The 23,765-nt window shown below is 67.4% G+C and carries 25 protein-coding genes; 12 read left to right on the top strand and 13 right to left on the bottom strand.

Annotation, left to right across the window (positions count from 1 at the left end):
• Nucleotides 1-265: 265 nt before the first annotated feature.
• The 11 genes from rpsF to FHT98_RS23400 all read left to right on the top strand — a co-directional run bounded on the left by rpsF (nucleotide 266) and on the right by FHT98_RS23400 (nucleotide 10,875).
• Complete coding sequence (rpsF, locus tag FHT98_RS23450; RefSeq protein ID WP_061968121.1) at nucleotides 266-697, top strand: 30S ribosomal protein S6; 432 nt, start codon at nucleotides 266-268, stop codon at nucleotides 695-697.
• Nucleotides 698-699: 2 nt separating this feature from the next.
• Nucleotides 700-945, top strand: coding sequence for a 30S ribosomal protein S18 (rpsR, locus tag FHT98_RS23445; protein WP_038367644.1), 246 nt, complete (start codon nucleotides 700-702; stop codon nucleotides 943-945).
• 182 nt (nucleotides 946-1,127) lie between these two features.
• Complete coding sequence (locus FHT98_RS23440; protein ID WP_091859061.1) at nucleotides 1,128-2,075, top strand: DUF2232 domain-containing protein; 948 nt, start codon at nucleotides 1,128-1,130, stop codon at nucleotides 2,073-2,075.
• Between the two features lie 35 nt (nucleotides 2,076-2,110).
• Nucleotides 2,111-2,677: a 50S ribosomal protein L9 gene (gene rplI, locus FHT98_RS23435; protein WP_061968124.1), complete on the top strand. Its 567-nt coding sequence runs from the start codon at nucleotides 2,111-2,113 to the stop codon at nucleotides 2,675-2,677.
• 217 nt (nucleotides 2,678-2,894) lie between these two features.
• Nucleotides 2,895-4,382: a replicative DNA helicase gene (locus FHT98_RS23430; RefSeq protein WP_061968126.1), complete on the top strand. Its 1,488-nt coding sequence runs from the start codon at nucleotides 2,895-2,897 to the stop codon at nucleotides 4,380-4,382.
• Nucleotides 4,379-5,509, top strand: coding sequence for an alanine racemase (gene alr / locus FHT98_RS23425; RefSeq protein WP_248309292.1), 1,131 nt, complete (start codon nucleotides 4,379-4,381; stop codon nucleotides 5,507-5,509). The genes FHT98_RS23430 and alr overlap by 4 nt, the downstream gene beginning before the upstream one ends.
• Nucleotides 5,509-6,909 (top strand): DNA repair protein RadA, encoded by a 1,401-nt coding sequence (gene radA, locus FHT98_RS23420; protein ID WP_061968128.1) that lies wholly within the window; start codon nucleotides 5,509-5,511, stop codon nucleotides 6,907-6,909. Before alr ends, radA begins: the two co-directional genes overlap by 1 nt.
• Nucleotides 6,910-7,015: 106 nt before the next feature.
• Nucleotides 7,016-7,648: a CvpA family protein gene (locus tag FHT98_RS23415; RefSeq protein WP_061968129.1), complete on the top strand. Its 633-nt coding sequence runs from the start codon at nucleotides 7,016-7,018 to the stop codon at nucleotides 7,646-7,648.
• 40 nt (nucleotides 7,649-7,688) lie between these two features.
• Nucleotides 7,689-9,161 carry an amidophosphoribosyltransferase gene (purF, locus tag FHT98_RS23410; protein ID WP_061968352.1) on the top strand — a complete coding sequence of 491 codons (1,473 nt, stop codon included), beginning with the start codon at nucleotides 7,689-7,691 and terminating at the stop codon, nucleotides 9,159-9,161.
• Between the two features lie 159 nt (nucleotides 9,162-9,320).
• Nucleotides 9,321-10,061: an SDR family NAD(P)-dependent oxidoreductase gene (locus FHT98_RS23405; RefSeq protein ID WP_185745254.1), complete on the top strand. Its 741-nt coding sequence runs from the start codon at nucleotides 9,321-9,323 to the stop codon at nucleotides 10,059-10,061.
• Between the two features lie 31 nt (nucleotides 10,062-10,092).
• Nucleotides 10,093-10,875 carry a tetratricopeptide repeat protein gene (locus FHT98_RS23400; RefSeq protein ID WP_142115460.1) on the top strand — a complete coding sequence of 261 codons (783 nt, stop codon included), beginning with the start codon at nucleotides 10,093-10,095 and terminating at the stop codon, nucleotides 10,873-10,875.
• Here the strand turns inward: FHT98_RS23400 and FHT98_RS23395 are convergent.
• From FHT98_RS23395 to FHT98_RS23385, 3 genes are all read right to left on the bottom strand, one after another.
• Nucleotides 10,862-11,959, bottom strand: a complete 1,098-nt coding sequence (locus FHT98_RS23395; RefSeq protein WP_142115459.1) for an NAD(P)/FAD-dependent oxidoreductase — start codon at nucleotides 11,957-11,959, stop codon at nucleotides 10,862-10,864. The two genes, FHT98_RS23400 and FHT98_RS23395, sit on opposite strands and share 14 nt — an antisense overlap.
• Nucleotides 11,959-13,356 (bottom strand): ribosome biogenesis GTPase Der, encoded by a 1,398-nt coding sequence (der, locus tag FHT98_RS23390; RefSeq protein ID WP_061968136.1) that lies wholly within the window; start codon nucleotides 13,354-13,356, stop codon nucleotides 11,959-11,961. Before der ends, FHT98_RS23395 begins: the two co-directional genes overlap by 1 nt.
• Nucleotides 13,357-13,439: 83 nt before the next feature.
• The gene (locus FHT98_RS23385; RefSeq protein WP_248309291.1) at nucleotides 13,440-14,102 is read right to left on the bottom strand and encodes a tetratricopeptide repeat protein; all 663 of its coding nucleotides are present in this window, start codon (nucleotides 14,100-14,102) and stop codon (nucleotides 13,440-13,442) included.
• Nucleotides 14,103-14,281: 179 nt separating this feature from the next.
• On the opposite strand from FHT98_RS23385, the gene FHT98_RS23380 reads away from it, so the two are divergent.
• A complete protein-coding gene (locus tag FHT98_RS23380; RefSeq protein ID WP_142115458.1) occupies nucleotides 14,282-15,310 on the top strand; it encodes a purine-nucleoside phosphorylase in 1,029 nt (342 codons plus the stop codon).
• A gap of 15 nt (nucleotides 15,311-15,325) precedes the next feature.
• Here FHT98_RS23380 and queA read toward each other — a convergent pair whose 3' ends face one another.
• From queA to nuoN, 10 genes are all read right to left on the bottom strand, one after another.
• Nucleotides 15,326-16,411 (bottom strand): tRNA preQ1(34) S-adenosylmethionine ribosyltransferase-isomerase QueA, encoded by a 1,086-nt coding sequence (gene queA / locus FHT98_RS23375; RefSeq protein ID WP_142115457.1) that lies wholly within the window; start codon nucleotides 16,409-16,411, stop codon nucleotides 15,326-15,328.
• Between the two features lie 101 nt (nucleotides 16,412-16,512).
• Complete coding sequence (locus FHT98_RS23370; protein WP_091859044.1) at nucleotides 16,513-16,983, bottom strand: peptidylprolyl isomerase; 471 nt, start codon at nucleotides 16,981-16,983, stop codon at nucleotides 16,513-16,515.
• Nucleotides 16,983-17,627, bottom strand: coding sequence for a hypothetical protein (locus FHT98_RS23365; RefSeq protein ID WP_142115456.1), 645 nt, complete (start codon nucleotides 17,625-17,627; stop codon nucleotides 16,983-16,985). Before FHT98_RS23365 ends, FHT98_RS23370 begins: the two co-directional genes overlap by 1 nt.
• 42 nt (nucleotides 17,628-17,669) lie before the next feature.
• Complete coding sequence (locus tag FHT98_RS23360; RefSeq protein ID WP_248309290.1) at nucleotides 17,670-18,221, bottom strand: peptidylprolyl isomerase; 552 nt, start codon at nucleotides 18,219-18,221, stop codon at nucleotides 17,670-17,672.
• A gap of 387 nt (nucleotides 18,222-18,608) precedes the next feature.
• The gene (locus FHT98_RS23355; RefSeq protein WP_113585015.1) at nucleotides 18,609-18,839 is read right to left on the bottom strand and encodes a DUF1467 family protein; all 231 of its coding nucleotides are present in this window, start codon (nucleotides 18,837-18,839) and stop codon (nucleotides 18,609-18,611) included.
• Nucleotides 18,836-19,228 carry a RidA family protein gene (locus FHT98_RS23350; RefSeq protein ID WP_061968148.1) on the bottom strand — a complete coding sequence of 131 codons (393 nt, stop codon included), beginning with the start codon at nucleotides 19,226-19,228 and terminating at the stop codon, nucleotides 18,836-18,838. The genes FHT98_RS23355 and FHT98_RS23350 overlap by 4 nt, the downstream gene beginning before the upstream one ends.
• Before the next feature lie 5 nt (nucleotides 19,229-19,233).
• A complete protein-coding gene (mce, locus tag FHT98_RS23345) occupies nucleotides 19,234-19,638 on the bottom strand; it encodes a methylmalonyl-CoA epimerase (RefSeq protein WP_091859718.1) in 405 nt (134 codons plus the stop codon).
• Between the two features lie 33 nt (nucleotides 19,639-19,671).
• Nucleotides 19,672-21,342 (bottom strand): ribonuclease J, encoded by a 1,671-nt coding sequence (locus tag FHT98_RS23340; RefSeq protein WP_061968150.1) that lies wholly within the window; start codon nucleotides 21,340-21,342, stop codon nucleotides 19,672-19,674.
• Nucleotides 21,343-21,453: 111 nt separating this feature from the next.
• A complete protein-coding gene (locus FHT98_RS23335; protein WP_142115454.1) occupies nucleotides 21,454-22,212 on the bottom strand; it encodes a biotin--[acetyl-CoA-carboxylase] ligase in 759 nt (252 codons plus the stop codon).
• Between the two features lie 117 nt (nucleotides 22,213-22,329).
• Nucleotides 22,330-23,757, bottom strand: coding sequence for an NADH-quinone oxidoreductase subunit NuoN (gene nuoN / locus FHT98_RS23330; RefSeq protein WP_142115453.1), 1,428 nt, complete (start codon nucleotides 23,755-23,757; stop codon nucleotides 22,330-22,332).
• Nucleotides 23,758-23,765: the final 8 nt, after the last annotated feature.

The raw sequence follows: 23,765 nt of genomic DNA, 5'->3' as shown, positions 1-23,765 counted from the left end.
GTCAAGCACAACGCCCATCTTTTCCGCCCGACAGACGCTCGTCCACACGAGATTCCGGTTGCCACGGCGCACCGGACACTGTAACCACCGCCTCCTGCTTGTTCGGCCGGAGGCTGAACGGATGGCGCTTGCCCGCAAGGAAGAGCGCAGGTTCTTCGGAACCGTCATCCCGTGTCTCCGCCTTCGATGAAATCCTGTCGGGCCTTATCCAGGGCTCGGAGGGCTCCGCGCCGGGCGAAGCAGGGTGAAACAAGGAAGGCCACATATGGCATTGTACGAGCATGTGCTGCTCGCGCGGCAGGATGTCAGCGCGCAGCAGGTCGAAGCTCTTGTCGAGCAGTTCAAGGGCGTGATCGAAGCGAATGGCGGCGCCATCCGCAAGGTCGAGTATTGGGGCGTCAAGTCCCTCGGCTACCGCATCAAGAAGAACCGCAAGGCGCATTACACGCTGCTGAACATCGAGGCTCCCTCCGCCGCCGTGCTGGAGATGGAGCGCCAGATGCGCATCAACGAGGACATCCTGCGCTTCATGACCATCAAGGTCGAGGAGCTCGAGGAAGGTCAGTCGGCCATGCTGCAGAAGCGTGACCGCGATGACCGTCCGGAGCGTGGCGGCGACCGTTTCGACCGCGGCCCGCGCCGTGATCGTCCGCGCCGTGACGACGAAGCGACCGAAACCGCCGAAGCGGAGGCCTGAGAATGTCGACTGCATCCGCTGGCGCCCGTCGCCCCTTCTTCCGCCGCCGCAAGTCCTGCCCCTTCTCGGGCGAAGGCGCCCCGAAGATCGACTACAAGGACGTGCGTCTGCTCTCGCGCTACATCTCCGAGCGCGGCAAGATCGTTCCGTCCCGCATCACGGCGGTCTCCGCCAAGAAGCAGCGCGAACTCGCCCAGGCGATCAAGCGCGCCCGCTTCCTCGGCCTGCTGCCCTACGTCATCCGCTGAGCCGTTCGTTCGGTTCCGGCACACGATAAATTCCGGAGGCGTACCCTTTCGCCTCCGGTTTTCGCTTTCAAGATCAACCAGTCGCCCGTCGGTGAAACTCCCTCGGGTTCGTTGAGGCCAGAAGCCTCTCACCCTGCCGAGCCCACAAGGCTTGCGAGCAGCGGGACAGCAGGACGGACTTTATGATTCCGATTGTCGGCATCGGCGCGGGCCTCGTTTCGGCCCTGCTCTTCTCAGTGGTGATCACCGGATCGCCGCTGGCTGCTCTGCTGTATTCGGCCGCTCCTCTCCCGATCTTCATCGCATCGCTGGGCTGGAACCACCGCTCGGGGCTGTTCGCCACGGTGGCCGGTGCGCTCGCCGTCGCGGTTGCGCTGGCTCCGACCGGCGGCATCGCCTTTGCCCTGATCATCGGCCTGCCGGCCTGGTGGATCGCCTATCTCGCCCTGCTCGCCCGCGGCGACATCGAGGGCCGGGTCGAGTGGTATCCGCTCGGCAACCTCTTGCTCTGGATCGCTGCCACCGCGGCGCTCGCGACCGTCGGCAGCGCGCTGGTGATGACCACCGATTACGAGACCTATCGCTCGGTGATCGCGCGCATGATAGAGAACCTGCTGGGCGAGATGGTGCGCGGCAAGCTGATCGCATTGCCCGCCGATATCCAGGTGAAGGAGCTGGCTGACAGCCTGGCTCCGGCCGTGCCGCTCGGCATCGGCGCCTCCTTCGTCACCACCATCACGGCCAATCTCTGGCTCGCGGCCCGCACGGTGAAGATGTCCGACCGTTTGCCGCGCCCCTGGCCCTTCATTCCCTCGACCACGCTGCCGCGGCAGGCCCTGCTGCTGCTGATCGCCGGCGCCTTCGTCGCGACCACGGGCGGCTTCATCGGCGTCGCCGCGATGGCCTTCGTCGGCGCGCTGCTTGCCGCCTTCATGTTCAGCGGGCTCGCCACGCTGCACGACATCTCGCGCGGGCGTGCCTGGCGGATGCCGATGCTGATCTCGGTCTATGTCGCGCTCGTCGTGATGCAGGCCCTGCTGACGCCGCTGCTCGCGATCGCCGGCGTCATCGACACGCTTCTCGGCCTGCGCAGGCAGGCCGCGCTGCCGCCTCCGCCTACCCGTTCCTGAAACCCTGACCACAGACAGATCAAGGAGAAGACAAAATGGAAGTGATCCTGCTCGAACGCGTCGCCAAGCTCGGCCAGATGGGCGACGTCGTGAAGGTCCGTGACGGCTTCGGCCGCAACTACCTGCTCGCCCGTGGCAAGGCGCTGCGCGCCACCGAAGACAACAAGAAGCGCTTCGAGAGCCAGAAGCTCGAGCTCGAGACCCGCAACCTCGAGCTGAAGTCGGAAGCCGATGCGGTCGCCGAGCGCCTCAACGGCCAGAGCGTCACCATCCTGCGCCAGTCCGGCGAGTCCGGCGTGCTCTACGGCTCGGTCTCGACCCGTGACATCGCCGAGGCCCTGACCAAGGACGGCTTCAACGTCTCGCGCGGCCAGGTGACCCTGAACACCCCGATCAAGACGCTCGGCCTGCACACCGTCCCGGTCGTGCTGCACCCGGAAGTCGCGGTCACCGTCACCGTCAACGTCGCCCGCTCGGCTGAAGAGGCCGACCGTCAGGCCGCCGGCGAGAACGTCACGGCCCAGGAGAGGTTCGATCTCGACGATCTCGGCCTCGAGGTCGGTGCGGCGCTGGCCGAGGCCGGTGGCGACGACGATCGCTGAGCCTTATCGCTCCCGAAACGAGTCAAGGGCGCCGTGGCAACACGGCGCCTTTTTCGTCTGTCCTGTGAACTGCGGGAATAGACCCTCAACATGCTGGCAGAAGCTGGCGGAGTGCTAAACTAGGTTCACTCCGACTCAGTTGCCGCCATGCGCTCCGCTACCCGCGGTCGAATGCCGGCTTGAACACGTAAGTAAGAGCTTACTTACCAAGGCAGCCATGGCCCCCGTCACCGCCCTCGTCGCCCGCCTCGACAACCGCGAGGCCGAATTCCGCGTCCAGCCTCACAATATCGAGGCGGAGCAGGCGCTGCTGGGCGCGATCCTGGTCAATAACGACGCGTTCTACCGCGTTTCCGACTTCCTGCTGCCGGACCATTTCTTCGAGCCTATCCACCAGCGCATCTACGAGCTGGCATCGAGCCTCATCCGGGCCGGCAAGGTCGCGACGCCGATCACGCTCAAGACCTTCGTCAACGACCTCGATCTCGGCGAGATCACGCCGAGCCAGTATCTTGCCCGCCTCGCCGCCGAGGCGACGACCGTCATCAACGCCGCCGATTACGGCCGGACGGTCTACGACCTCGCGATACGCCGCCAGCTCATCGGCGTCGGCGAGGACCTCGTCAACGTCGCCTATGACGCGCCGGTCGAGATGGCGCCGCGCGAGCAGATCGAGGATGCCGAGCGCCGGCTCTACGAGCTCGCCGAGAAGGGCCGCTACGAAGGCGGCTTCCAGAAATTCGACGGCGCCCTGCGCCTCGCCATCGACATGGCGGCGAGCGCCTACCAGCGCGCCGGTGGCCTGTCGGGCATCTCGACGGGCCTGCGCGACGTCGACCAGCGCATGGGCGGCCTGCAGCGCTCGGACCTGCTCGTGCTCGCCGGGCGCCCCGCCATGGGCAAGACCTCGCTCGCGACCAATATCGCCTTCAACATCGCCAAGGCCTGGCGCGGCGAGCGGCAGGAGGACGGCTCGATCAAGTCGGTCGATGGCGGCATCGTCGGCTTCTTCTCGCTCGAAATGTCGGCCGATCAGCTTGCGACCCGTATCGTCGCCGAGCAGTCGAGCATTTCCTCCTACAAGATTCGGCAGGGCCGCATCACCGAGGGCGATTTCGCCCGCCTGACCGACGTCGCCGCCCAGATCGAGAAGTTGCCGCTCTATATCGACCAGACCGGCGGCATCTCGATCGCGCAGTTGATGGCGCGCGCGCGCCGCCTGAAGCGCCAGAAGGGGCTCGACGTCCTGTTCATCGACTACCTGCAGCTCCTCTCCGGCTCGTCCAAGAACAGCCAGAACCGCGTGCAGGAGCTGACCGAGATCACCACCAGCCTGAAGGCGCTGGCCAAGGAGCTCAACGTTCCGATCATCGCGCTCTCGCAGCTCTCGCGCCAGGTCGAAAATCGCGACGACAAGCGCCCGCAGCTCTCGGACCTGCGTGAATCCGGCTCGATCGAGCAGGACGCCGACGTGGTGATGTTCGTCTACCGCGAGGAATACTACCTCAAGGGCAAGGAGCCGCGGCCGGGGACCGAAGAGCACAACAAGTGGCAGATCGAGATGGAGGCGATGCACGGCGTCGCCGAGCTGATCATCGGCAAGCAGCGTCACGGCCCGACCGGCGCCGTGGCCTTGCAGTTCGACGCGGATGTGACACGCTTCTCCGATCGCGCCGATGAGATGCGCCTGCCGGACCGTGAATGATGCCTGCCGACCTGCCTGATTCCGCCGCCTTCGGCGCGACCCTCACCATCGATCTCGACGCATTGATCTCGAACTGGCGCCTGCTGGGGAAGCGGGCCGGCACCGAAGCCGGCGCCGTGGTCAAGGCCGACGCCTATGGCATCGGCATCGAGCCCGCCGTGACGGCGCTGGCGAAAGCCGGCTGCAAGAGCTTCTTCGTCGCCCATGTCTCGGAGGCCATCCGCACCCGCAAGGTCGCTCCGGACGCCACGATCTACGTGCTGAACGGGCTGCTGCCCGGCGCCGCCGAGACCTTCGCCGCGCATGGCCTGTCGCCGGTTCTGGGCTCGCATGAGGAATTGCTGGAATGGGCCTCGTTCCGGCAGACCGGTGCGCAGGTCCGGCCGGCGGCGCTGCATGTCGACACCGCGATGAACCGGCTCGGCCTCTGGCCGGGCGAGGGTCTCAATCTCGCCCGCGAGCGCTCGGGCGTGATCGCGGCGGCCGGAATCGGGCTGGTCATGAGCCATTTCGCCTCGTCCGAAGTCGAGACCGACCCGGCCAATGCCCGCCAGATCGCCGCCTTCGCCGAGATCGCCGCGGCCCTGCCGGAGGTGCCGGCTTCACTCAAGAACTCGTCGGGCCATTTCCTGAAGGACTGCCCGTCCTACCAGCTCACCCGGCCGGGCTATGCGCTCTATGGCGGCAATCCGACGCCCGGGCAGCCGAATCCGATGAAGCCGGTCGTCGGGCTGGAGGCGACGATCATCCAGACCCGCGAGGTCGAGGCCGGCACGCAGGTCGGCTATAACGGTCGCTGGACGGCCAAGGGCAAGCGCAAGCTCGCCACGATCTGCCTCGGCTATGCCGATGGCTATCCGCGCAACGGCAGCTGGACCGATACCTCGACCGGCGGCTCAGTGCTGATCGATGGCGTCTCCTGCCCCTTCGTGGGCTCGGTTTCGATGGACCTGATCATCATCGACGTCACCGATGCTCCCGCGGATGCCGCCAAGCGCGGCGCGAGCGTGACCCTGATCGGCGGCCCGCTCGATCTCGAAACGGTCGGCGGCGGCGCCAAGACGATCGGCTACGAAATCCTGACCAGCCTCGGCCGCCGCTACCAGCGGCGCTATATCGGCGGCTGATGGCCAAGCGCGGTCCCACCTATCACTGCCAGGCCTGCGGCGCGGTCTATCATCGCTGGCAGGGCAAGTGCGACGCCTGCGGGACATGGTCCTCGCTGGTCGAGGAAGCTCAAGCCGCGCCCGTTCCCGGCGGCGGGCGGCTTTCCTCCGGCGGGCGCGCCCGCGGCCGCGTCTTCGCGCTGGAAACGCTGAAGGGCGAGACGCAGGACGCGCCACGCATCGTCTCCGGCATCGGCGAACTGGACCGCGTTACCGGCGGCGGCTTCGTGCCGGGTTCGGTTCTGCTGATCGGCGGCGATCCCGGCATCGGCAAGTCGACGCTCTTGATGCAGGCCTGCGCGGCGCTCGCCAAGGCCGGCCGGCGCGTCGTCTATGTCTCGGGCGAGGAATCGACCGGGCAGGTGCGCCTCCGGGCCGAGCGGATGGGGCTGGCCGAGGCGCCGGTCGATCTCGCGGCCGAGACCAATGTCGAGGACATCATCGCGACGCTGGGTCAGGGCGAGCGCCCTGCCCTGGTGGTGATCGATTCGATCCAGACGATGTGGTCCGGCGAGGTCGAGAGCGCGCCGGGCACGGTGACGCAGGTGCGCGGTTCGGCGCAGGCGCTGATCCGCTACGCCAAGACATCAGGCGCCTGCCTGATCCTGGTCGGCCACGTCACCAAGGACGGCCAGATCGCCGGCCCGCGCGTGGTCGAGCACATGGTCGATGCCGTGCTGTCCTTCGAAGGCGAAGGCGCGCACTCGTTCCGTATCCTGCGCGGCCAGAAGAACCGCTTCGGCGCGACCGACGAAATCGGCGTCTTCGAGATGACCGGCAAGGGCCTGTCGGAGGTCACCAACCCCTCGGCGCTGTTCCTCGCGGGGCGCGACCAGCCGGCACCGGGCGCGGCCGTCTTCGCCGGCATGGAGGGCACGCGGCCGGTGCTGGTCGAGATCCAGGCACTGGTGGCGCCGACCGCGCTCGGCACGCCGCGGCGCGCTGTCGTCGGCTGGGAGAACAGCCGGCTCGCCATGGTGCTGGCCGTGCTCGAAACGCATGGCGGCTTGAGGCTCGGCCAGCACGACGTCTATCTCAATGTCGCCGGGGGGTTGCGCGTCAACGAGCCGGCGGCCGATGTTGCGGTCGCGGCGGCGCTGGTGTCCTCGCTGAGCGGAGCGACCCTGCCGCAGGAAGCGGTCTATTTCGGCGAGATCGCGCTCTCGGGCGCGATTCGCCCGGTCGCCGTCGCGGCCGCGCGCCTCCGGGAGGCCGCCAAGCTCGGCTTCGAGGCAGCGCTGATGCCGAGCGGCGGCACCGATCATGGCGACGGCAACGGGCTCTCGCTCAGGCGTTTCGGCCATGTCACGGAACTCGTTGCCGATATCGCGGCGCGTGCACCTCGCAGAGATGTGAAATGACTCCGCCGAAAGGGTGACGCAGAGGGCGGGAACGCGTATAGCAAAGCCGAAACGGCCGCCCTGCTCCGGCTGGCCGGCACCTGACCACAGCAAAGCGGCCCTCCCAATGCCTGTCACCATTCTTGATCTCGTCGTCATCGGCGTGGTTCTGATCTCGGCTTTGCTCGCAGCCGTGCGCGGCTTCACGCGCGAGGTGCTTGCGATCGCCTCCTGGGTCGCCGCGGCAGTCGTCGCCTGGCTTTTCCACCCGCAGCTCGTGCCCTTCATCCAGCAATACATCCCGGCAAGCTCGGCGCAGGGCACGATCGCGCTGGTCGCCTCGATCGCGGCTTTGTTCCTGGGCACGCTGATCGTCGTCTCGCTGATCACGGCGCGGGTCTCGGACTTCGTGCTGGATTCGCGCATCGGCGCGCTCGACCGCACGCTCGGCTTCGTCTTCGGTGCGGCGCGCGGTCTGCTGCTGGCGGTGATCGGCTATCTGTTCTTCGCAGCCCTGGTCGGAGCCGAGAAGATGCCGGTCTGGGCCAAGGATGCCAAGGCCAAGCCGATGCTCGAAGAGACCGGCCGTTCGCTGATCTCCATGCTGCCGCAGGACGTCAACGCCGACTTCATCAAGAACCTGCTGAAGAAGCAGACCACCGAGACCGCGCCCGAGGCTCCGGCGGAAGAGCCGCGCAGCCCCGCGACGCCGGCACCGGTGGCGCCGGCACCCGTTGCGCCGGCGCCTGCCCGTCCCTAATTGAGGCTCAGCTAAACCGTCCCAGCGCGTGGAGCTCGACATGATCTCGCACACCGAGCGTGATACCGCCTTCGACCCCAATGCCGACCGGCTCCGGGAAGAATGCGGCGTCTTCGGCATCTACGGCCATGCCGACGCGGCAGCGCTGACGGCGCTCGGCCTGCACGCGCTTCAGCATCGCGGCCAGGAGGCGGCGGGTATCGTCTCCTTCGACGGCAAGCGCTTTCACTCGGAGCGCCGCCTTGGCCTCGTCGGCGATGCCTTCTCGGAAGCGAGCGTCATCGACAAGCTCAAGGGCAAGCAGGCCATCGGCCATGTCCGCTACTCGACGACCGGCGAGACGATCCTGCGCAACGTCCAGCCGCTCTTCGCCGAACTGCATGGCGGCGGCTTCGCCGTCGCGCATAACGGCAACCTGACCAACGGGCTGACGCTGCGCCGCAACCTTGTCCGCGACGGCGCGATCTACCAGTCGACCTCCGATACCGAGGTGCTGCTGCATCTCGTGGCGCGCAGCCGCAAGCAGCAATTCGTCGACCGCTTCATCGAGGCGATCCGCCAGATCGAGGGCGCCTATGCCTTCGTCGGCATGACCAACAAGAAGCTGATCGGCGCCCGCGATCCGCTCGGCATCCGCCCGCTCGTGCTCGGCGATCTCGATGGCTGCCCGATCCTGACCTCGGAGACCTGCGCGCTCGACATCATCGGCGCCAAGTTCGTCCGCGAGATCGAGAACGGCGAGGTCGTGATCATCTCAGAGAGCGGGATCGAGAGCCACAAGCCCTTCCCGCCGGTGGCCGAGCGGCCCTGCATCTTCGAATACATCTACTTCGCCCGCCCCGATTCGATCGTGAAGGGCCGCAGCATCTACGAGCGCCGCAAGGCGATGGGTGCCGTGCTGGCGCAGGAAGCGCCGACCGAGGCCGATGTCGTCGTGCCCGTGCCGGATTCCGGCGTGCCGGCGGCGCTGGGCTATGCCCAGGCCAGCGGCATCCCCTTCGAGCTCGGCATCATCCGCAACCACTATGTCGGCCGTACCTTCATCGAGCCGACGCAGAAAGTCCGCGAGCTCGGCGTCAAGCTGAAGCATTCGGCCAACCGCTCGGTGGTCGAGGGCAAGCGCATCATCCTGGTCGACGACTCGATCGTGCGCGGCACGACCTCGTTCAAGATCGTGAAGATGATGCGCGAGGCCGGCGCCAAGGAGGTGCATTTCCGCATCTCCTCGCCGCCGATCACCCATCCCGACTATTACGGCATCGATACGCCCGATCGGGAGAAGCTGCTCGCCGCGACCCATTCGCTGGAGGAGATGCGCCAGTTCGTCGGCGCCGATTCGCTGGCCTTCATCTCGGTGGACGGGCTCTACCGGGCGATGGGCCATGAGCGGCGCGATCCCGTCCGGCCGCAATTCACCGACCATTGCTTCACCGGCGACTATCCGACCTCGCTGACCGATCTGATCGGCGAGAGCGCCAAGCAGCGGATCTCGCTGCTGGCCGAAGCCGGCTGAGCTTTTCCACAAGGGCTGTCATCCCGGGCGACGCGAAGCGCAGACCCGGGATCCATGCCTGAACGTTCATCGGAAGCGCTCCGGAATGGATCCCGGATCGGCGCCGCTATCGCGGCTTGTCCGGGATGACGGCGCGAGGGAAACGGGGCGACTTTCATCATGACCCAACCGCTCAAGGGGCGCGTCGCGCTCGTCACCGGCGCTTCGCGCGGCATCGGCCGCGCCGTGGCGCTGGCCTTCGCCGAGGCAGGCGCCCATGTCATAGCGCTCGCCCGCACGGCCGGCGCGCTCGAGGAGCTCGATGACGAGATCGTAGCGATCGGCGGCAGCGCCACGCTGGTGCCGCTCGACCTCGCTGACGCCGGCGGGCTGGAGAAGCTCGGCCACGCCGTGACGGAGCGCTGGGGCAAGCTCGACATCCTGCTCGCCAATGCCGGCGTGCTCGGCTCGCTGAGCCCGCTCGACCATGTCACCGAGAAGGACTGGGCCAGGGTCCTCGACATCAACGTCACCGCCAACTGGCGCCTGCTCAAGGCACTCGATCCGGCGCTGCGCGCATCCGATGCCGGACGCGTCCTGCTGATGACCTCGGGCGCCGCGCATAAGTGCACGGCCTATTGGGGTCCCTACTCGGTCTCCAAGGCCGCCGTGGAGGCTCTGGGACGCACCTATGCGGCCGAGACGGCGACGACCCCGGTCAAGCTCATGCTGGTCAATCCCGGCCCCCTGCGCACCAAGATGCGGGCCGAGGCCATGCCGGGCGAAGACCCGCAGACGCTGAAGACGCCGGAGGAGCTGGCGCCGCATCTGGTCCGGCTGGCTTCGCCCGATTGGGCCGAGAGCGGCAGGATCTTCGACTTCCCGCAGGGCAAGGTGCTGACGCCGCAGTTGCCGGCCTGAGACGCAGCCATACCAAGACGAAGGAGACAGCGTGGTTTTGCCTTCCGTCCGTTGGTCACTCTCCCCGACAGCGCTCTGCCTCGCCGCCATCCTGATCGGGGGACCGGCTCTTGCCGATTCCGTCGCGGACCTGCGCCAGATCTGCCGTTCGGGGCATGACGAGCCCTCATCCGATCCGGCTCAGATCATTGCGCACCATGACAAGGCTCTCGCCGCCTGCAACGCGCTGGTGGAGCACCACGGGCTGACGGGTGAGGCGCTTGTCGCCACCCTTCTGGATCGCGCCGATCTCCTGGCACCGGGAACGGGCACAGCCTACACGCGGGCCCTTGCCGACTATGCCCGTGTCATCGCGCTTGCGCCGAAGACGGCGAGCGCGTTCTGGAAGCGCGGCAAAGCCCGGCTGCTCTACATGCGTGACTTGCCGCGAGCCCTGAGCGACCTCAATACGGCCATCGGGCTCGATCCATCGCAGGCGGAGTTCTTCGTCACACGCGCGTCGATCCAGGCCTCGCTCGGCGAGCCCGCCAAGGCTCTCGCCGATCTCGACCGTGCAATCGCTCTGGCGCCGCGTCTCGAAAAAGCCTGGTCGGTCCGCGGCCTGACCCATTTCAGCAAGGGTGACACCAACCGCGCCATCGCCGATTTCAGCGAGGCGATCCGTCTCGCGCCGGATGCCGACGATAATTATCGCTTCCGCGCAGCCGCCAGACGCGCAGCCGGCCAGGAGGCCGAGGCGGCAGCTGACGAGGCGAAGGCCAAGGCCCTTTCGGCGCGCGATGCAGGCGCGCCCGCGCCGGTCACTCGGCCCTGAGCCAGCGCAGCAGGCCGGCCTGATCGCCGCTCTCGACCGCAGCCGCGACGCGCCGGCCGACCGCCGCGCCGAACTTGTAGCCATGGCCGGAGCAGGCCGAGACGGCCGTCACGCGGCCGATCTGCCGCGACAGGAACTTGCGATCCGCCGTGAAGGTGTAGGCGCAGGTGACGACGCGATCGACGCGATATTCGGCGATGCGTGCGAAGGGCGGCGCGAAATAATCGCGGATCTGCTCGCCTTCGCCGGCCCGCGGCTCGCGCTCCTCGTCGGGCTGGCGCGGGCGCTTGTGCACGCCGGCGCCGACCTTGAGGCCGGTGCCGTCGACCGGCGGCAGGACATAGCCATCGACCGTGCCGCCGACATCGACGATGACCGGGGCAGCCTCCCAGGCGGCCTTCAGGTCATCAGGCGGGGAGAGATAGGCGACGGCGGTGCGATAGGTCGTCAGCACCTCGGCAAGCTCCGGCAGGAGCTTCAGCACCCAGGCGCCGGAGCTGACCACGATGCGGTCGAAGCTCGCCGCCTCGCCATTCGCGAGACCGATGCGGCCGCTCTCGGGATCGATCGCGGTGACCGTCGCGCCCTCGCGCAAGGTGACGCCACGCTCGCGCAGCAGGCGGACCATGTCTGCGGCGATGCGGGCCGGGAACAGCGCGCCGCCCTCGGGGCTGAGATAGGCGTAGCGGATCGTCGCCGGATCGATGAAGGGATAGCGCCGGGCGGCCTCGGCTGCTTCATAGAGCTCGTAGGGCGAGGCCATGCGGTCGAGGCCTTCGCGATATTCCTCGCCCTCGTCGCCCTCGGTCTGGGAGATGCCCAGCACGCCGCAAGGCGCGTAATGCTGCTTGCCGAGATCGGCCCAGAGCTCGCCCCAGGCCTCGAAGGCCTCGGTGATGGTGCGGGCATAGCCGTCGGCGCCGCCATAGGCGCGGCGGATGATGCGGTGCTGGTCGCCCGAGGCCGCATAAGGGTTGGGGATCTGCGGCGCCTGCTCGAACAGCGTCACCTCATGCCCGCGCTTGCTGAGCGACCAGGCGGTGGAAAGCCCGGCGATACCGGCCCCGACGACAGCAACCCTCATCAGCTCTTGCGCCCCTTGTCATAGGGATTGTCGCCGCCGCGGCGATGCAGCCGAATCGGCGTGCCCGGCAATTCGAAGGCTTCCCGGAGATTGTTGACGAGATAGCGGGTGTAGGACACCGGCAGATGATCGAGCTGGTTGCCGAACAGCGCGAAGGTCGGCGGGCGGGCCTTGGCCTGCGTCATGTAGCGAATCTTGATGCGTCGGCCGGCCACGGCCGGGGGCGGATGCGCCGAGAGCACGCCTTCGAGCCAGCGGTTGATCCGCGCGGTCGAAACGCGGCGGTTCCAGACCCCGTAGGCGGAGAACACGCCCTGCATCAGCTTGTCGATGCCTTCGCCGGCAAGGCCGGAGAGCGGGATGATCGGCACGCCGCGGACCTGCGCCAGGAGATGGTTGGCCTTCTCCTTGAGCTCGGCCAGCAGGCCCTGCTTGTCGGCGACGAGGTCCCATTTGTTGAGGCCGATGACGACGGAGCGGCCCTCGCGCTCGGTCAGGTCGACCAGCGTCAGGTCCTGCTTCTCGAAGGGGATGGTGGCGTCGAGCAGCACGACGACGACCTCGGCGAAGCGGATCGCGCGCAGCGAATCCGCGACCGAAAGCTTCTCCAGCTTCTCCTCGATGCGGGCGCGCTTGCGCATGCCGGCGGTGTCGAAGAGCTTGACCTTGCGGCCGCGCCATTCCCAGTCGACCGAGATGGTGTCGCGGGTGATGCCGGCCTCGGGGCCCGTCAGCATCCGGTCCTCGCCGATCATGCGGTTGACCAGCGTCGACTTGCCGGCATTCGGGCGGCCGATGATGGTGACGCGCAAGGGGCGATCGGGATCGATATCCTCCTCGTCATCCGAATCGGCGGCGGGAACGTCCGCCCAGGCCGTCTCGTCCTCGTCGTCCTCGGGCTCATCGGGGATGTAAGGCGCGAGCGCCTCGAGCAGGTCCGAGGTGCCCTCGCCATGCTCGGCCGAGAACGGCACGGGATCGCCGAGGCCGAGCCCGTAAGACTCGATGATGCCGTCGGTGCCCTTCTTCCCCTCGGCCTTGTTGGCGAGCAGGATCACCGGCTTGCCGGAGCGGCGCACCAGATCGGCGAAGGGCTGGTCCATCGGCGTGATGCCGAGGCGGGCGTCGATCATGAAGAGCACGACGTCGGCCTGCGCGATCGCGGTCTCGGTCTGGGCGCGCATGCGGCCGGCCAGCGACTCCTTGTCGGCCTCTTCGAGGCCGGCGGTGTCGATCACCTTGAAGCGGAGATGGCCGAGAGTGGCATCACCCTCGCGGCGGTCGCGCGTCACACCCGGCCGGTCGTCAACCAGGGCGAGCTTCTTGCCGACCAGCCGGTTGAACAGCGTCGACTTGCCGACATTGGGGCGCCCGATCAGGGCGACGATGGCTGTCATCAGATTTCACACATTTTCGCCGTCGTCCCGGCCTGCCGAAGCGAGGAGCCGGGGCGGCGGCGGCGTTGGAGCGAGGCTCCGGTTCAGTTCTTCACCGTGACGGGGCCGCCACGGACCAGAGCGAGATAGAGCTCGACACGCTGGCGCAGGCCGCGCGGCGCCTGCGGATCGGTGATCGCGGCATCGAACCAGCGCCCGGCATCCTCGAAGAGGTTGGCCTTGAGCGCGGCGATGCCGAGGAACTCGCGAGCCGTGTGGCGCCAGACGCCCTGGGCAGAGGCCAGCGGCTCCAGCGCCGCCTTGATCTCGGGATAGGGCGCGAGATCGACGCGCAGGATGCCGGCGCGCAGCTTCGCGAGGTCGCGATAGGTCTGGTCGAGCGAAGCGTCGCCGGCGAGCGCATCGAAGGCTGCGGCGCCGGCGGCCGGGTCGCGCTTGGCCGTCTCGGCCGCGAGGCGGAAGCGGGCGATCAGGCGGTAGCCGGCCGGCGCCGTGGTCGAGAGCTCCTTCAGGATCGTCTCGGCCTGGGTGGCGTCGCCGTCACGCGAGGATTTCAGCGCCGCTTCGAGGCGCGCGCCGACGGCCTGCGAGGCCTGATTCTCGCGATACAGCCAGAACTGCCAGCCGGCGACGGCCAACACCGCCAGCACGGCGAGGCTGGTGACGACCCAGCCATATTTCTTCCAGAGCTCCGCCGCCTTGTCGCGGCGGACTTCCTCTTCGATCTCGCGAAAAATATCGGCCATTTGACTGTCAAAATCCCTGTTGGGAGCCCGGTAGCATTTTCAGCCGGGGAATGCGAGCCGGTTCAGTGCATGGAGCATCGACCATGATGGACGAGCGGGCTCCGAACATGGCAAAATTGGCTCGGCCCCTGCTGCGCCCGCCCCGGACGGCCTTTCAGCTTTCGGCCGTGGAGAGTTCCATGAAGCAGACGACAACCAGACGGGCCGGCCTCGCCGCCCTCGCCTTCGCCGCCTTTGGTGCGCTCGCGGCCCCTGCTGCCGCGCAGACCCAACCGATCAAGGTCAAGGTCTTCATCGCCGCGATGTTCGAGATCGGCGAGAATACCGGCGACCGGGCCGGCGAGTTCCAGCACTGGTACGAGCGCTACTGGAAGGCGAGCCAGCCGCATGAGGTCAAGGGCGCGCTGAAGCCGGTCTTCTGCAATGGCGACGGCGTCTGTGGCGCCGTGCTCGGCATGGGCAAGGTCAATTCCTCGTCCTCGATGCAGGCGATCCTGCTCGACCCGGCCTATGATTTCTCACAGGCCTATTTCGTGCTGAGCGGCGTCGCCGGCACGCCGCCTTCGCGCGGCACGATCGGCGATGTCTCCTGGGGGAGCTGGCTGGTCGATTACGATCTCGGTCATCGCTGGGCGCCGGAGGAAGGCAAGCCCGGCGAGCCCGTCTTCATGCCGCGCAAGGGCTATGAGAGCTACCGCGTCTTCCAGCTTAACCCCGTTCTGGTGAACTGGGCGGTGAAGCTCGGCTCCGGCGTGAACCTTCAGGATTCCGACTCCGCGAAGCAGTATCGCATGCGCTATCCCGACAAGAAGGCGCAGGCCGCGCCCTCGGTACAGGTCGGCACGCATATGACCGGCGACACCTTCTTCCACGGACCAGGCCTGTCGAAGGAGGCGCAATATATGGCCAAGCTCTACGGCGCCGACGACTACGTCATCACCGAGATGGAGGCGGCCGCGATCACGCTGGTGATCAAGCGGCAATTCGGCACCGACCGGATCATGAGCCTGCGCGGCGCGGTCAATTTCGACCAGGGCAACCCGAACGAGACGACGCTGCAGCATCTCGACCCGGCGCCCGGCCAAACGGCGGGCGGCTTCGCCGAGACCGTCGCCAATGTCGAGGCGGTGGGCTCGAAGGTGGTCGATCACATCGTCGCGGACTGGCCGGTCTGGCAGAAGGGCGTGCCGCCGCTGCCGGCGAAGTAAGGCCTGCGGGCGCGGTCAGCCTGCCCGGAAGAGCAGGCTGCCGTCGCCGTAGGAGTAGAAGCGGTAATTTGCCGCGATCGCATGGGCATAGGCCCGTTTCATCATGTCGAGTCCGCAGAAGGCGGAGACGAGCATGAAGAGCGTCGAGCGCGGCAGATGGAAATTCGTCATCAGCATGTCGACCGCACGGAAGCGGTAGCCCGGCGTGATGAAGATCGCGGTGTCGCCGGAGAAAGGCTGGATCGTGCCGTCCTCGGCGGCCGCGCTCTCGATGAGGCGCAGCGAGGTCGTGCCGACGCAGACGATGCGCCCGCCCTTTGCCTTGACGGCGTTCAGCGCCGCAGCCGTCTCGGCTGAGACCGTGCCCCATTCGGCGTGCATACGGTGGTCGTCGGTGTCGTCGGCCTTCACCGGGAGGAAGGTGCCGGCACCGACATGGAGCGTGACGAAATGCCGGCTGACGCCGCGGGCGTCCAGCGCCGCCAATAGCTCCGGCGTGAAATGCAGGCCCGCGGTCGGCGCGGCGACGGCGCCGTCCTTCCGAGCGAAATTGGTCTGGTAATCGGCCGTGTCGGCGCTGTCGGTCGGGCGCTTGCCGGCGATATAGGGCGGCAGTGGCAATTCGCCGAGCCGCTCGATCGCCTCGTCGAGATAGGCGCCGGTCAGGCTGAACTGCAATTCGACCTCGCCGCCCTCGCCCTTCGCGATCACCTCCGCGTGCAGGCGGCCGAGCTCGCAGGCATTGCTGGCGGCCTCCGAATCGAAAACCACGCGCTCGCCAGGCGCCAATTTCTTGGCCGGGCGGGCGAAGGCGAGCCAACGATCCTCGCTCTCGCGCTTGTGCAGCATGATCTCGATGCGGGCCGAATCCTCGCCGCGATAGCGCCGCCCGCGCAGCCGGGATGGGATCACGCGCGTATCGTTGAGGACGAGCGCGTCGCCGGGCTGAAGCAGCGAGACGAGATCGCGGATGCCGCGATCCTCCAGCGTCTCCGGCGCATCCGGACGAACTACGAGCAAACGCGCGGCATCGCGCGGACTCGCGGGCCGCAGCGCGATCCGGTCCTCGGGCAGGTCGAAATCGAAGAGATCGACGTTCACAGCCGCAGCGTCCTTCTGGTCAAACGAAACGAGCCCTCACCCCATTGGCTGCGAGCGCCGCTCGCGTCCCGGGATGAGGGCTCGCCTCAAACTATCGAAGATCAGGCCGCGTCGGCCATCACCTTCATTGAGACGATCGAGTCGGGATCGCGCACCGGCTCGCCACGCTTGATCAGGTCGACATTATCCATGCCTTCGACGACCTCGCCCCAGACGGTGTACTGCTTGTCGAGGAAGCGGGCATCGTCGAACACGATGAAGAACTGGCTGTTGGCCGAGTTCGGGTTCTGGGCGCGGGCCATCGAGCAGATGCCGCGGACATGCGGCTCGGCGTTGAACTCCTGCTTCAGGTCCGGATAGCTCGAGCCGCCGGTGCCGGTGCCGTGCGGGCAGCCGACCTGGGCCATGAAGCCGTCGATGACGCGGTGGAAGACGATGCCGTCATAGAAGCCCTCGCGAGCGAGCAGCTTGATGCGCTCGACATGGCCCGGCGCGAGATCGGGACGCAGCTTGATCACCACCTTGCCCTTGGTGGTTTCCATGACGAGGGTGTTCTCGGGATCGAGGGACATCAGGTTTGCCTTTCATTGAGCCGCGTGCGGCCGTGGAAGCGGATGGTGAAGGGTCGCCCCGCGATACTCGCTCCGAGGCCCGCCGACAACCTCATCGGCGTGCAGGAGCGGATGGCGGCGACGGCGGAATCGCTGAAGCGCTGCTGGAATGCGGCATCGCCGCGCTTGGTCTCCCAGGTGACGCGCGGCTGCCCGAAGAGGCTGCCGTCACGCCGCATGCTGAAGCGCAGCGACACCATCGCGCCCGTCAGATCACCGGGCAATGGCGGCGGGTTCCAGCAGCGCCGCACAGCCGGCGCGATCTCGTCGAGCCGGTCGACGGTTTCCGTGCCGTCCGGCGGCGCGTCAGGCGTGACCTGACCGATCAGGCCGATCTCGCCGGTGCCCTGCAGAACGCGCGGCGAACCGAGCCGGCGCTGGTCGAGGCCGGGAATGTCGTCGCCCCTGAAGGGGCCGCCGACACCAGGATTGTAGCGTTGGCCGCTCTGCGGCGGCAGGATCGGGTTCTGCGAGCCCGAAGGCGGGGGCAGAACCGGATTCTGCGAGCCGGAAGGCGGCGGCAGGCCGAGATCGCGCGTCTCCTGCGCGAGCGCTCCGCCCAGGCCGAGCACCACGGCGATCCCGATCAGGGCCGTCCGAAGCATCGCCGCACCCTCCCCGGCTCGTCCTGCCCGCTTCGAGCCGGCTTACTTGGCGTCGGCCTGCATGCGCATGCGGACGATCTTGTCGGGGTTGCTCACCTGGCCGTTATTGGCGCTGGAGCCCTTCTTGATCTTGCGCACGGCATCCATGCCGGAAACGACCTCGCCGAAGAGCGTGTACTGGCCGGTCAGCGAGCCGCAACCCTCGTAGCAGATGAAGAACTGCGAATTGGCTGAATCCGGCGAGGACGAGCGGGCCATGCCGAGCGAGCCGACCTTGTAGGGCGTCGGGGTGAACTCGGCGGGCAGGTTCGGCAGGTCGGACTTGCCGGTGCCGGTGCCCGTCGGATCGCCGGTCTGGGCCATGAAGCCGTCGATGACGCGGTGGAAGACGATGCCGTCATAGAAGCCGCGCTTCACCAGTGCCTTGATCTGGGCGACATGTTTCGGCGCGAGATCCGGCCGCAGGCGGATCGTCACGGGGCCATCCTTGGTCTCGAGGATGACGGTGTTTTCCGGATCGGCCTTCGGCGTCTGTGCCTGGGCGAAACCGAGCGAGGCGACGACGGCAAGGGCGGCGAGCGAGCTGCGCAGCATGAAAATCTCCATGGCCGCCGGCGAGCCCGGCGGATGCCGGTCGATAGCCCTATCCTTTGACCGGAACAAGGCATCGCATCGACACGCGCCTGCCCTTGCTGCACTGCACAAGTGCAAGGAAGACTAATCTTGCAAAAATTCCAGGCTGATGCTGCCTAAACTGGTGACAGAGCCGTCACAATCGGCTAATCCTTCCGGCGCTGGGAGCGCTTTGCCAGTCGAAGCGCTGCGGACCAGGTCTTGGGAGGAACAAACGCCCGCCTTGCAAAATGAGTCGCACGCTTTTCGGAGACGTGCGCCGGTGCAGCGGTAAAAGCGGACTACCAAAGGCAAGGCATCGGCCTTGCCTTTTTTCTTGGGCGGTACCCTGAGCGGATGCGCCTGACCTCAGATGTCGTAGGTCACCCAGAGATACCAGACGCCGGCGAAGATCACGGCCGCGATCAGCGAGGTGATGACGGCCTTCTTCAGCAATCCGGGGAACACGGGCGCGCCAGGCTCGGTGCCGGCCACGACCTCGCCCGCCTCGTGCTGGCTGCGGATGCCGAAGGGCAGCACCGCGAAGAGCGTGATCCACCAGATCACGAAATAAAGGGCGAGGCCGCCGACGATATTCATGCTGAGGCCCCCGCGAGCGCGATGCAGGAAAAGGCGACCTTCGCCTCGGTCGGCACGCCGAAGCGCGCAGTATGACGGGCCGGCAGGCCACCGGGGAAATGCTTCACGTATTCGGCGTTGCAGGCGGCATAATCGGCCGGGTCGGTGATCAGCATCGTCATCTGCACGACGCGGTCGAGGGAACTTCCCGCCTCCGCCAGGATCTCGGCGACGCGGCCGAGCGCATTGCGGACTTCCTCGGCGGGTGTCGCGCCGCGATGGACGCCACGCGCCGGGTCATGCGGCGCCGAATGCCCGGAGACGAAGACGAGCCCGCCCGCGACGGTCGCGGCGCTGAAGGGGCGTGGCGAGCCGGCTTCCGGCTGGCCGAGAAAAGCAATGGCGGTCATTGTCGTCAGGCCTGTTCGAGTTCGACCAGCGTACCGAGGAAGTCCTTGGGGTGCAGGAAGAGCACCGGCTTGCCGTGGGCGCCGATGCGCGGCTCGCCGGAGCCGAGCACGCGGGCCCCTTGCGCCTTCAGCCGGTCACGCGCCGCGAGGATGTCGTCGACCTCGTAGCAGATGTGATGGATGCCGCCATCCGCATTGCGCTCGAGAAACTTCGCGATCGGCGAGTCGGCGCCGAGCGGCTCCAGCAATTCGATCTTGGTGTTCGGCAGCTCGACGAAGACGACCGTGACGCCGTGCTCCGGCTCAGGCTGAGGCTGCGAGACGCGCGCACCCAGCGTGTCGCGGTAGAGCGCCGTGGAGGCTTCGAGGTCCTTCACCGCAATGGCGACGTGGTTCAGGCGTCCGATCATCTTCATCCTCTCCGGCGTGGCCGTACGGCCTTTCTACACCTCGATCACGAGAGCATGCACCAGCGGCTTCTTGCCCCACTCGTCGTTGACGGCGCTGCGCACGCCGCGCTCCAGCGCGTTGCGCAGGGCCTCGGGGTCGCGGCGGCGGGCCTTCGGGATATTATCGAGCAGATCGCCCACGGTATCGGCGACGTATTCATCGAAATCGATGCCGCCAAGCGTGCGCGGCGGCAGGCCGAGCACGGCGATCTCCGGCTCGCCGGCGATGCCGCCCTTGTCGTCGATGGCCACCGCGATCGAAACGATGCCGGCGAAGGACAGGCGGCGACGCTCCTGAATGGTTTTCTCGAGAGCATTCACCAGCAGCGAGCCGTCCTGGTAGAGCCGGCCATGCCTGACCTCGTCGACCTTGCGGGCGCCCTCGCCCGAGATCGCGACCACATCGCCGTTGCCGGCGCGCAGCACATGCTTGACGCCAAGGCTTCTGGCGAAGGTTTCATGCTCGGCCAGATGCAGGTCCTCGCCATGGGCGGGGATCGCGATCTGCGGTTTTAGCCAACCGTAGAGCCGGGCCATCTCCTCGCGGCGCGGATGGCCGGAAACATGGACCAGATGCGTCCGGTCGGTGATGATCTCGATCTTGTCGCGGGCCAGCGCGTTCAGGATGTTGCCGACCGACTTCTCGTTGCCGGGAATGGTGCGCGACGAGAAGATCACGCGGTCGCCAGGCGAGAGCGCGATCTCGGGATGGTCGTCCGAGGCAATGCGCGAGAGCGCGGCGCGCGGCTCGCCCTGGCTGCCGGTGACCAGCGCCACGACCTTGTCGCGCGGCAGGTAGCCATAGGCATCGACCGCGCGGAATCCGGGAATGCCGTCGAGATAGCCGCATTCGCGGGCGACATCGATGACGCGGTCCATGGCGCGGCCGACGACCACGACCTCGCGGTCGTTGGCCATCGCGGCTTCCGCGACGGCGCGCAGGCGCGCGACATTGGAGGCGAAGGTGGTGACGGCGACGCGTCCCGGCGCCGAGGCGACCAGTTCCTTCATCTTGGCGGCGACATCGGCCTCGCTCGGGCTGGTGCCGTCGCGCATGACATTGGTGGAATCGCAGACCAGCGCCAGCACGCCCTCGTCGCCGAGCTCGCGCAGGCGCTTCTCGTCGGTGGGCAGGCCGACGCGCGGGGTCGGGTCGATCTTCCAGTCGCCGGTATGGACGACGAGACCGGCGGGCGTGCGGATCGCCAGCGCGTTCGATTCCGGGATCGAGTGGGCCACCGGCACGAACTCGATGTCGAACGGACCGAGCGTGATCGCCCCGCCTTGCGGCACGACGTTGATCTCGACGCTCGGCGCGCCGGGCTCGGAGAGGCGGCGCGTGGCGAGGAGGCCGGCGGCGAAGCGCGTGCAATAGACCGGCGCGCGCAGGGAGGGCCAGAGCGCCGCGAGCGCGCCGATATGGTCCTCATGGGCATGGGTGATGACGATGCCGAGGAGGTTCGCCCGTTCCTCGATGATGTAGCGCAGGTCGGGCAGGACGATATCGACGCCCGGCGCCTCCGGCCCGGCGAAGGACAGGCCGCAATCGACCAGGATCCACTTTCGCCGGCCCTCGGGCCCGAAGCCGTAGAGAGCGGCGTTCATGCCGATCTCGCCGAGGCCGCCGAGGGGAACGAAGACGAGCTGGTCGCTGGAACGGGTCACTGGCAATCCTGATTTTGGCAATGGCTTGATCTTATGCCGCGTGATGGCAACGAGCCCTAGCACGCCAGCAAGGTAGCCTCCAGATCGACGGAGGCTGGAGAGATGGCTGGATCAGCCCGGAGGGCCGAAGAAGAGGTCGCCGGCATCGATGACGCGGCGGCCGGCTTCGGTTTCGAGTTCGAGGCGCCCGGTCGGGTCGAGGCCGATGAAGATGCCGGTGAGCGGCCCTTCGGGCAGGCGAATGGTGATGGTCTCACCCAGGAAGGCGGCGCGTTCCAGCCAGGCGGCGCGGGTCGGGCCGAAGCCGCCGGCTTGCGACCAGACGGCGAAGCGCCGGGCGAAGGCATCGCTCAGGCCCGTGAGCATGGCCTCGACATTGGCCTGCGGCGCCGTAGCCTTGAGAAAGGTAGCGGGATAGGGCGTATCGGGAGGGCAGGAGGCGATGTTGACGCCGCAGCCGACGATGATGTTGAGCCGCCCTGCCCGGCTCTCGCCCTCCAGCAGCAGGCCGGAGGTCTTGGCGCGGTCGAGCAGCAGGTCGTTCGGCCATTTCAGCTTCAGCCCGGATGCGGCCGGACCAAGCAGCTTCGCGGCGGCATCGTGCAAGGCGAGGCCCACCACGAAACCCAGTTGCGGCGCCAGCGCCGGTTCGCACGGATCGGTCAGCAGCAGGCTGGCGTAGAGATTGCCGGGCGGCGAGCCCCATTGCCGGCCATGACGACCCCTGCCGGAATTCTGGCTGCGGGCGACGATCCAGAGCTTGCCCGGTTCGCCCTGATCGAGCGCGCGACGCGCCTCCTCCATGGTGGAGCCGACCTCGTCGCGGACGATCAGCCGATAGCCCGCGGCGCGGGCGCCCTCACCGAGCATGGGAGTTGGTCGACGCCGTCATGCTCGCCCTTGTGGCGAGCATCCACGTCTTGAACACGCCCCTCGGCCAGCGAAGACGTGGATGGTCGGGACAAGCCCGACCATGACGGGGAGACATCAAAACAGCGACTTGGCCGCAGCCGCCGCCGAGTCGAAGAGCGGTGCCGGCACCAGCGAGAGCACCAGCACGAAGACCGCCGAGACCAGCAGCACCGCGCGAACGCCGAGATCGGACGTCTCGAAGGCCGGCTTCGGCTCATCGAAATACATCACCTTGACGAGGCGCAGGTAGTAATAGGCGCCGACCACGCTGGTCAGCACGCCGATGACGGCGAGCACATAGAGCTTCGCATTGATCGCGGCGAGGAAGACGTACCACTTCGCCCAGAAGCCCGCGAGCGGCGGGATGCCGGCAAGCGAGAACATCATCATCGACATCGCGAACGCCATCCAGCCATTGGTGCGGGACAGGCCGGCGAGTTCCGAGATGTCCTCGACCAGCTTACCGTCGCGGCGCATCATCAGCACGCAGGCGAAGGCGGCAAGCGTCGTGGCGAGATAGATCGCCATATAGGTCATCACGCCCTGCACGCCCTCGGCCGTGCCGGCGGCGAGGCCGACCAGCGCGTAGCCCATGTTGGCGATCGAGGAGTAGGCGAGCAGGCGCTTGATGTTGCGCTGGCCGATCGCGGCGAAGGCGCCGAGCGCCATCGAGGCGATCGAGATGAAGACGATGATCTGGCGCCAGTCATGGATCGCGCCCGGGAAGGCGCCGATGAAGACGCGGATCACCATCGCCATGGCGGCCATCTTGGGCGCCGAGGCGAAGAAGGCCGCGACCGGGGTGGGCGCGCCCTCGTAGACGTCCGGCGTCCACATGTGGAACGGCACGGCCGAGATCTTGAAGGCGACACCGGCGGCGATGAAGACGATGCCGAAGATCAGGCCGATGCCGGCATGGCCGCCCGCCGTCGCCGCGGCGATGCCCGGGAAGGTGACGGTGCCGGTGAAGCCGTAAACCAGCGAGCCGCCATAGAGCAGCATTCCGGAGGAGAGCGCGCCGAGCACGAAATACTTCAGGCCGGCTTCGGTCGATTTCGCGTTGTCGCGGTCGAATGCGGCGACGACATAGAGCGCCAGCGACTGCAGCTCGAGGCCGACATAGAGGCTGATGAGATCGTTCGCCGAGATCATCATCATCATGCCGATCGTCGCGAGCACGACCAGGATCGGGAATTCGAAACGCATCGTGCCCTGGCGCCGCAGCGTATCGGCCGAAAGCAGGATGGAGGCGCCGGCGCCGATGAGCGTCAGCACCTTCATGAAGCGGGCAAAGCCGTCGACGATGAAGCCATCGTTGAAGGTCAGCATCTTGCCGCTGCCTGAGACAACCATCACCAGCGCGACCGCGAGCAGCGCGAGCGCCAGCCCTTCGAGCAGGCGCGTGGCGCGCTCGCCCTGGATCGCACCGACCAGCACCATCGTGATGGCGCCGAGGGCGAGGATGATTTCCGGCAGGGCCGGGCCGAGAGCGGGCAGAGCCATGACGAGAC

It is taken from the genome of Allobosea sp. AK1 (assembly GCF_006714945.1).
Classification (GTDB): domain Bacteria; phylum Pseudomonadota; class Alphaproteobacteria; order Rhizobiales; family Beijerinckiaceae; genus Allobosea; species Allobosea robiniae.
This window is presented reverse-complemented; position numbering and strand designations above follow the sequence as displayed.